9 protein-coding genes and 1 pseudogene are annotated in these 8231 nt (G+C 74.5%); 7 read left to right on the top strand and 3 right to left on the bottom strand.

Going from position 1 to position 8231, the window contains the following annotated elements:
• From M4J07_RS45200 to M4J07_RS45175, 6 genes and pseudogenes are all read left to right on the top strand, one after another.
• A pseudogene (locus M4J07_RS45200) lies at positions 1–682 on the top strand (condensation protein); the annotation flags it as partial.
• A complete protein-coding gene (locus M4J07_RS45195) occupies positions 679–1521 on the top strand; it encodes a class I SAM-dependent methyltransferase (RefSeq protein WP_255982701.1) in 843 nt (280 codons plus the stop codon). The pseudogene M4J07_RS45200 and the gene M4J07_RS45195, both read left to right, overlap by 4 nt.
• Positions 1522–1527: 6 nt before the next feature.
• Positions 1528–2460 carry a DMT family transporter gene (locus M4J07_RS45190; RefSeq protein ID WP_255982699.1) on the top strand — a complete coding sequence of 311 codons (933 nt, stop codon included), beginning with the start codon at positions 1528–1530 and terminating at the stop codon, positions 2458–2460.
• Positions 2450–2689, top strand: coding sequence for a Trm112 family protein (locus tag M4J07_RS45185; protein WP_255982697.1), 240 nt, complete (start codon positions 2450–2452; stop codon positions 2687–2689). Before M4J07_RS45190 ends, M4J07_RS45185 begins: the two co-directional genes overlap by 11 nt.
• Positions 2686–3525 carry an FkbM family methyltransferase gene (locus M4J07_RS45180; protein WP_255982695.1) on the top strand — a complete coding sequence of 280 codons (840 nt, stop codon included), beginning with the start codon at positions 2686–2688 and terminating at the stop codon, positions 3523–3525. The genes M4J07_RS45185 and M4J07_RS45180 overlap by 4 nt, the downstream gene beginning before the upstream one ends.
• Positions 3494–4087 carry a hypothetical protein gene (locus M4J07_RS45175; protein ID WP_255982693.1) on the top strand — a complete coding sequence of 198 codons (594 nt, stop codon included), beginning with the start codon at positions 3494–3496 and terminating at the stop codon, positions 4085–4087. The genes M4J07_RS45180 and M4J07_RS45175 overlap by 32 nt, the downstream gene beginning before the upstream one ends.
• Here M4J07_RS45175 and M4J07_RS45170 read toward each other — a convergent pair.
• From M4J07_RS45170 to M4J07_RS45160, 3 genes are read right to left on the bottom strand one after another with little or no spacing between them, the layout of a single operon-like run.
• Entirely contained in the window at positions 4050–4976 is a 927-nt protein-coding gene (locus M4J07_RS45170) for an ATP-grasp domain-containing protein (protein WP_255982691.1), read from the bottom strand. The two genes, M4J07_RS45175 and M4J07_RS45170, sit on opposite strands and share 38 nt — an antisense overlap.
• A 60-nt stretch (positions 4977–5036) precedes the next feature.
• Positions 5037–5825, bottom strand: coding sequence for a bestrophin-like domain (locus M4J07_RS45165; RefSeq protein WP_255982689.1), 789 nt, complete (start codon positions 5823–5825; stop codon positions 5037–5039).
• A 30-nt stretch (positions 5826–5855) separates the two neighbouring features.
• Positions 5856–6578 carry a FadR/GntR family transcriptional regulator gene (locus tag M4J07_RS45160; RefSeq protein ID WP_255982687.1) on the bottom strand — a complete coding sequence of 241 codons (723 nt, stop codon included), beginning with the start codon at positions 6576–6578 and terminating at the stop codon, positions 5856–5858.
• Between the two features lie 136 nt (positions 6579–6714).
• On the opposite strand from M4J07_RS45160, the gene M4J07_RS45155 reads away from it, so the two are divergent.
• Positions 6715–8181, top strand: a complete 1467-nt coding sequence (locus M4J07_RS45155; RefSeq protein WP_255982685.1) for an acyl-CoA synthetase — start codon at positions 6715–6717, stop codon at positions 8179–8181.
• The last annotated feature ends 50 nt before the right edge of the window (positions 8182–8231 follow it).

Raw genomic sequence — 8231 nt, 5'->3', positions numbered from 1 at the left:
CCCCGGCAACGGCCTCCTGGTCTGCGAACTCGCGGTCCCGCACCGCCCCAAGGGCGCCCCGTACACGGTCAACGACCAGCTCATGGTCGCCACGGCCCGGACGATCGCCGACTGGAACGAGGAGCACGGCGCCCACCGCCCGCGCCGCCCCCTGCGGATCACGATGCCGGTCGACGACCGTCCGCGGGACGCCACGATGCCGATCGGGAACGGCACCCGGCTGGTGGAAGTCCCTTTCACCGCGGCCGAGTTGGACCTCGCCACACCTGCCCTGCTCCAGCGCACGGCGGCCCGCACCTCCGCCCTGAAGTCCCTCGTGCGGCCCCAACTCGGGCACGGGGCCGCCCTGCTGACCACCCCGTACGCCCCGGTCGCCTGGCGCGCGGCGGCCACCCGCGCGCTGCGCACGGCCGCCGCGCCCTGGACGTCGACGACCCTGCTCAGCAACATCGGCCGGATCCCCTACCCGCTCGACTTCGGCGACGGGGGCCGCGCGAGCGCCGTGTGGTTCTCGGCGCCGGCCCGGATGCCGCGCGGCCTGACCGTGACGACGGCGTCCACCGCGGGCCGCCTGCACCTGGCCCTGCGCTGGTCGCGCACGCTCCTGAGCCACGGCGACGGAGCCCGCCTGCGCGACCTGTTCGAACACCACCTGCACGTGACGCAGGAGGAGGCGCCATGAGTTCCCCCGCGCACACGGAACACACTGAACACCCGGAGCACTCGGAGCACTCGGAGCACTCGGAGCACTCGGAGCACTCAGAGCAGCCGGAGCAGCCGGGATCCGCCGCACGCCCGCCCCGCGCGGAGCCCCCGGCCCTACGGGACTTCTACGAGAATCCGGACGTCCCGGTCGCCTCCGGCATCCCCCGCACCCTCCGCCAGACCCGCGTCCTGGCCGCGGCGCTGGCCGGCACCCGTGCGGCGACGGTCCTCGACATCGGCTGCGGCGACGGGACGGCCGCGGCCACGGCGGCCCGCCTCCTCCCCGGCGGGCACCGCATCGTCGGCGTGGACTGGTCCCAGGACGCGCTGCGCCGTGCGGCGCCCCGCGTCCCCCACGTCGTCCGGGGCGAACTCACCGACCACGGGCTGCCGTTCGCGTCGGGGTCGGCCGACGCGGTGCTCTTCAGCGAGGTGATCGAACACCTCGTGGACCCCGACGCGGCCCTCGACGAGATCCGCAGAGTGCTCCGCCCGGGAGGCCATCTGATGCTCTCCACGCCGAACCTGGCGGCCTGGTACAACCGGGCGCTGCTCGTGGCCGGTGTGCAGCCGGTCTTCTCCGAGGTGAGCCTGCGGGCGGTGCACGGCCGTCCCGGCACGGACGTGGTGGGGCACCTGCGGCTGTACACGCCGCGTGCGCTGCGCCAGTTCGTCGCGGCGTCCGGGTTCGACATCGTCCGTCTCACCGGCGCGCCCTTCCACGGGGTGCCGCGCCCGCTGCGCCCCCTGGACCGGCTGGCCTGCGCGGCGCCGTCGCTCGCCTCGATCCTCCTGCTGCACGCCCGAAGGACGTGACGTGCCATGCCGGCCGTAGCGTGGGGAGTCGGCGCGGCGCTCCTGGCGAACACCCTCTACAGCGTCGGCTTCGTCCTGGAGAAACGTGCCCTCACACATCTGCCCGAGGTGAGCGTGCGCCGCCCGGCGCAGCTGCTGCGCCACGTCGTGACCAGCCCGCTGTGGCTGGCCGGTTCGATCGCGCTGGCGTCCGGGTTCGGCGCCCAGCTGGCCGTGTACCGCACGCTGCCGATCGCCGCGGCGCAGGGCATCTTCATCTCCGGCCTGGTCCTGCTGCTCCTGCTCTCCTCGCGCCTCCTGGGCGAGCGCACCTCGGGCCGGGAGCGGTACGCGATCGGCGCGATCCTCGCGGCGCTGCTCATGGTGGTCCTCTCCCTGCGCGACACGGGACGGGACCCGGACGCGGTCGGCGGCGGCGCGCCGGCGCCGCTGATCCTCCTGGTGTGCGTGCCGTCGCTCGCCGCGGGCCTGTACCTGTACGCCGCCGCGGAGCGCCGGGCCAGGCACCGGCACCGGATGCCGACCACGGGCGTCGAGTACGGCGTCGCGGTGGGCCTGCTGTACGGGGTGAGCTCACTGGCGATCAAGGGCGTGTCCGGGGTGCTCCCGGACGTGCCGCGGCTGTTCGCCTCCCCGTACCCGTACCTGCTGCTGTGCACGGGCGCGTGCGGGCTCGTGATGTCGCAGGCGGCGCTGCAGCGCTGCCGGGCCTCGCTGATCGTGCCGGTGTGCACGACGGTCACCGCACTGTTCACGGCGGTCCTCGGCACGCTCGCGTTCGGCGAGGCGCTGCCCTCCGAACCGCTCCGGCTCGCGCTGCGCCTCGCGGGCACGGCGCTCGCCGTCGCCGTGCTGCTGCTCATGCCGAAGCACGACGCCTCGCCCGCCCCACCACAACCCGCAACCACCCCAAGGGAGTTGATGCCCCATGAACCCTGAAGACCCGCTCCTGGAGATCCTGGCCTGCCCCCTCGACAAGGGACCGCTGGTGCTCCTGCCGGATGGCGAAGGGCACGAGGAGGCGCTCTACAACCCGCGCCTGCAACGCCGTTACCCGATCGTCGACGGCATCCCCCAGCTGCTGCCGTCGTCCGGCGAGCAGCTCCCCGAGGACGAGCACGAGCGCATCCTGAAACGGATCGAGCAGGCGCACCGGGTGATCCCGTGACCACGCTCGCCGCCCGCCTGGCCCCCTGTCTGCCACCGCGTCTCACGGCGGCCGCGGCCCGCGCGCTCTACCCCCGCTTCGAGCCCGAACTGGCCCGGCTGTCCGACATGGTGCCGCGGGCCGGCGCCTGCGGCACCGCCGTCGACGTGGGCGGCTGGTACGGGCCGTGGACGCACCGCCTTGCGGCCCGCGCCCGCCGGGTGGTCACCCTGGAACCGGTGCCGCACCTGGCCCGTACGCTCGCCGCCTCCGTCCCGGCGAACGTGCGCGTGGTGCGGGCCGCGGCCAGCGACCGGCCGGGCACGGCGCCGCTGTGGCAGCCGCCGCACGACGAGCGCGGCGAGCGCGGCGTGTCGTCGCTGGTGCGCCGCGAGGGGCTGCACACGGCGACCGGGCATCCGGTGCCGTGCGTGACCCTCGACGAACTCGCCCTGGCCGACGTCGACTTCATCAAGATCGACGTGGACGGTGCGGAGCTGCAGGTGCTGCACGGCGCGCAGGCGCTCCTCGCCCGTGACCGCCCGGCCCTCTTCATCGAGCTGGAGACCCGTATCCAGCCGATCGCGCCGGTCGTCGAGCACCTGCGGGCGCGGGGGTACGAGGGCTGGGTGCTGCCCGGCGCCGACTGGCTGCGGCTGCCCGGGTTCGACCTGGCGACGCACCAGCGCGGCACGGCGCACATCGCGTCGCAGGGGCTGCTGCGCCGGGCGCTGACCCCGGCCGGGCGCCGGCCGCGCTATGTGAACTCGGTGCTGTTCCTGCCGGACGGGCGGATCCCGGGCCGGGTGCGCGACCATGGAGGGCATGCCACGCCCCACGTCCACCGGCCCCGCTGAGCCGTTCACCCCGCTGCACTTCCAGCTCGTGCTGCTGCGCCGCATGGCCGACCACAATCCGGAGCTGGTCGAGACCGCCCGCGCCGACCTCGGTGTCTCCGTGGCCGACATGCGGGAGGCGAACCGCCGCTGGCAGGCCATGGTCCGCTCACCCCGGGCGCGCGCGGCGGTCTCCCGCTACCGCTCGGTCTTGGGCGCCCCCGAGCGGCGGCTGGTCCGCAAGGTCGGCGACCTGGAGTGCGAGGCGCTGCTGTGGCCGGTGCCGCTCTGGCCCGACCTGCGCTTCGAGGTGCTGCTGTCCCCGGCGAACGCGGTCTGGAACGAGTGGCTGATCCGCGCCCCCGGCGCGCCCGCCCCGGCCCTGCGGACGCTCGCGGACCTGACGCCATGGTCCTGCACGGTCGACGAGGCGGCCCGCGCGTTCCCTCCGGCGCGCCCGCTGGAGGGTTCCGCGCCCACCCGCTGGGGCCTGGCGTTCACGGCCCCGGACGAGGCGGGGACACCGCGCGAGGTCCGCGCCGAGTTCACGTACGGGCTGCTGCAGCGCTGGTCGCAGAACTAGGCTCGGCGGCCTGGGCGCCCGCGGCCTTCGCGATGGCCTCGGCGACCACGGGGGCCGAGGCCGGATGTGCGGCGCTCAGGAAGAGATTGGGCTCGACGAGCTCCAGCTCCATCACGCACGGCCGCCCGTCCGCCCCGTCGACCAGGTCGACCCGCGCGTACAGCAGCCGGTCGGGTCCGCCCGGCACGGCGGCCAGCGCCTGCTCGGCGACGGCGAGTTCGGCCGCGGTCGGCTCCCACGGCTCCAGGGACGGGTGGGCGACCTTCCGCTCGTCGTAGGCGACCCCGGCCGTGAGCACCGCGCCCTTGCGGATGGCGTGCAGGAACCGGCCGCCGTAGAAGAGCACGGCCCGCTCCCCGCTCTCGTCGATGCCCTCGACGTACGGCTGGACCATCGCGGTCAGCCCCTCGGCGTGCATCCGGGCCACCTGGCGCAGGGCGACGTCCCGTTCGTCCTGGGTGTAGCGGGCGGCGTAGCGGGCGCCCGCGCCGGAGGTCGGCTTGATCACGTACGGGCCGTCCGCGGGGAGTTCCGGTACGTCGCCGAGCGCGACGTACGACGTCGGGACGGTCGGCACCCCGTGCCGGGCGAGCTCGCCGAGGTAGCGCTTGTCGGTGCTCCAGCGGAGCACGTCGACCGGGTTGGCGAGCCGGGTGACGTCGGCGCACCGGGCGGCCCACTCCAGGAACTCGTCGCGCCGCCAGCTGTAGTCCCACGTCGAGCGGACGACGACCAGGTCGAACGCGGCCCAGTCGACGGCCGGATCGTCCCAGGCCAGTACGTCGGCGTCCGCCCCGGTCCGCCGCAGCTCCTCGGCGAGCAGCGGCAGATCGCGGTCCACGGGCATGTCGGGTCCGGGCCGGTAGGTGACCAGGGCGATGCGGGGCATACGGGGGCTGCTCCTCGGTGCGGGTGTGGCGGACGGCGCACCACGAGGCTAACGCGACGGTCAGGGCCAGTACCGGGCGAGGACCCCCTCCTTGAAGGGGTCCGGTGACACCGCGAGCGATCCGGAGAAGGGGTGGTCGAGGGTGAGGCAGAGCAGCAGGCTGACGCCGATCAGGACGGCGACGGACGTCACGAACATCATCTGCGCGGTGCGGCTCTTGATGCCGTAGAGCCAGGTCAGCGGCAGCATGACGAGGGCGCCGCCGTACACGAGGACGCTGAGCAGGATGGGCAGGGACTGCTGGGAGTCCTCCATGCGGGTGCGGCGGGCGCCGGCCACTTCGCCGAGCGTGGTCACCACCTGGGTGTAGTACGTCTTCTCGGCCTCGGTGGCCGGCTCGTAGTCCTGGAGGACCCGGTAGAGCCGGACGGTCTGGGGGTTGGTGAGGTTCGGGTCGGGCGTGCCCTTGCGCATCAGCGGCCACTGCTCGTCGACCACGGCGTGCACGTACGCGCCCATGGCGGCGCTGATCCGCTGCTGCTGGGCGGGCGGGAACGCGGCGGAGTCCCGCAGCACCTCGGCGCTCTGCGTCGCCTCCGCCGCCACGTTCGCCTCGGCGGCGTCGAGTCCCTCCCACTCGGCGACGATCACGAAGGCCAGGATGATGCCGTAGATGGCGGCGTACATGCCGAGCACGACGCCGGCCATCTCGTTGTACTCCCCGTCCCTGAGGCGGGGCACGTATCGTCGCACCAGCAGGCACCCCGCGAGCCCCAGGAAGACGGCCCCGCCCACGAGGAGCCCGGCCAGCGCGACGGTGCTGAAGTGATTGAGCAGCCAGATGTCCACGCCCCCGTAAACGGGCCCCCTCAGCGGGAGTTACGTGCCGGTGGAGCTCGAATCGGGGTCCCATTCCAGCAGCCGGACCTTGGCCACGGAGCGGACATGACGGCGCATCGCCGCCGCCGCGCCGCGCCCGTCGCCGGCCTCGATCGCGGTCAGGATGGCCCGGTGCTGGGCCAGCGAACGGCCCGGCCGGCGGGGCTGGCGCAGCGACTCCGTGCGGGACTCGGCGATCGGCTCGTCGATCTCCCGCATGAACGCGGCGAGCAGCGTGCTGTGCGCGGCCGCGGTCACGGCGGCGTGGAAGAGCCGGTCGCCCTCGATGCCGAGGCCGCCCGCCCCGATGTCCTCGGCCATCCGGTCGAGCGCGGCGCGCAGCGCCGTCAGGTTCTCGTCCGTGCGCCGCTCGGCGGCGAGTTCGGCCAGCTTCGTCTCCAGGGCCTCGCGGGCCTCCAGGACGTCCGGCAGCCGCTTCTTGCGCTCGACGAGCCGCTCCACGGGCTCGGCCACGTCCAGGCCGTCCCGCACCAGGTACGTGCCGCCGCCGTGCCGCACCTCGACCAGGCCCTGGACCTCCAGGACGACGATCGCCTGCTTCACGGAGGCCCGGCTCACCCCGAGCCGCGCCGCGAGGTCCCGTTCGGTCGGCAGCCGGTCGCCCGCGCGCAGGCCGCCCTCGGCGACGTACGCGCGCAGCCGGTCGAGCACCTGCTCGTACAGGCGCGGGCGTGCCGCCATCGGCCGCAGTGCGTCGTTCATCCCTGGCTCTCTCCCGGCGTGATCCTGGGCGGCAGCGTACGTCCTTGACGCGGACGCCTGCCAGACGGCACGCTCAGATTGGCTCAGCCACTCAGCCAATCCGGATTACGGTCCTTCCGCCTGCCAGGAGCTTCCCTTGACCCGACTCCTTCCCGCCCTGACCGATACCCCCGACCGCCCGGCGCTGCGCTTCGGCGACCGCGCGCTCACCTACGGCGAACTGGCCGGGGCCGCCTCGCCCCTGGCGGGCCGGATCGCCGGTGCGGGCCGGGTCGCCGTGTGGGCGACGCCGACCCTGGAGACCGCGGTCGGCGTGGTCGCGGCGCTGCTCGCGGGGGCGGCCGCCGTCCCGGTCAACCCGAAGTCGGGCGACCGCGAGCTCGGCCACATCGTGCGGGACAGCGCGCCGGAGGCGGTGCTCGCGGCGCCGGACGCCGAACTCCCGCCCGCGCTCGCCGAGTTGCCGCGCATCGACATCGACGTGCCGGCGTCCGCCGGACCCGTCGACGCGGCCTCCCTGCCCGTCGAGCCCACCGACCCCGAGGCCCCCGCCTTCGTCGTCTACACCTCGGGCACGACGGGCCCGCCCAAGGGTGCGGTGCTGCCGCGCCGCGCGGTCTCCTCGACCCTGGACGCGCTCCAGGACGCGTGGCGGTGGACGGCCGGCGACACGCTGGTCCACGGCCTGCCGCTGTTCCACGTCCACGGTCTGATCCTGGGCGTCATCGGCCCGCTGCGCCGCGGCGGCGAGGTCCGCCACCTCGGCCGCTTCAGCACGGAGGGCGTGACCCGCGAACTCTCCACGGGCGCCACCATGCTGTTCGGCGTCCCCACCATGTACCACCGCATCGCGGAGGCGCTGCCCACCGACCCCGGGCTGGCGAAGGCGCTCTCCTCCGCGCGTCTCCTGGTGTCCGGGTCGGCGGCGCTCCCGGTCCACGACCACGAGCGCATCAGCTCGGCGACGGGGCAGCGGGTCGTCGAGCGGTACGGCATGACGGAGACGCTCATGAACACCAGCGTGCGCGCGGACGGCGAGCCGCGCCCCGGCACGGTGGGGGTGCCGCTGCCCGGCGTGGAGCTGCGCCTCGCGGAGGACGACGGAGTGACCGAGGTGACCGGCGCGGGACCCGAGGCGGTCGGCGAGATCCAGGTCCGCGGCCCGAACCTCTTCCTGCACTACCTGAACCGGCCCGACGCGACGGAGGCGGCGTTCGCGCCGGGCGGCTGGTTCCGCACGGGCGACGTGGCCGTGCGCGACGCCGACGGCTACGTCCGCATCATCGGCCGCAAGGCGACCGACCTCATCAAGAGCGGCGGCTACAAGATCGGCGCGGGCGAGATCGAGAACGCGCTCCTGGAGCACCCGGCGGTCAAGGAGGCCGCGGTCACCGGCGCCCCCGACCCCGACCTGGGCGAACAGGTGGTGGCGTGGATCGTCCCGGCGGACGCCGAACACCCGCCGACGACCGAGGAGCTGGCGAACCACGTGGCCGCCCGCCTCTCCCCCCACAAGCGCCCCCGCACGGTCCACTACCTGGAGGCGCTCCCCCGCAACGACATGGGCAAGATCCTCAAGCGGTCACTGACACCGAGCGGCTGACCCGGAAACGGGTGGCCCAGGGGCGCGGGGAACTGCGCGACCAGCCACGA

The sequence above is a fragment of the Streptomyces longispororuber genome (assembly GCF_024448165.1).
GTDB lineage: Bacteria > Actinomycetota > Actinomycetes > Streptomycetales > Streptomycetaceae > Streptomyces > Streptomyces longispororuber_A.
Note: the sequence above shows the minus strand (reverse complement) of the source record. Positions and strands in the feature narration are given on the sequence as shown.

What these genes read in the sequence shown, in the direction of transcription:
- M4J07_RS45195 (WP_255982701.1), top strand. Translation starts at nt 679, where the DNA reads ATGAGTTCCCCCGCGCACACGGAACACACTGAACACCCGGAGCACTCG.
- M4J07_RS45190 (WP_255982699.1), top strand. Translation starts at nt 1,528, where the DNA reads ATGCCGGCCGTAGCGTGGGGAGTCGGCGCGGCGCTCCTGGCGAACACC.
- M4J07_RS45185 (WP_255982697.1), top strand. Translation starts at nt 2,450, where the DNA reads ATGAACCCTGAAGACCCGCTCCTGGAGATCCTGGCCTGCCCCCTCGAC.
- M4J07_RS45175 (WP_255982693.1), top strand. Translation starts at nt 3,494, where the DNA reads ATGCCACGCCCCACGTCCACCGGCCCCGCTGAGCCGTTCACCCCGCTG.
- M4J07_RS45170 (WP_255982691.1), bottom strand. Translation starts at nt 4,976, where the DNA reads ATGCCCCGCATCGCCCTGGTCACCTACCGGCCCGGACCCGACATGCCC.
- M4J07_RS45160 (WP_255982687.1), bottom strand. Translation starts at nt 6,578, where the DNA reads ATGAACGACGCACTGCGGCCGATGGCGGCACGCCCGCGCCTGTACGAG.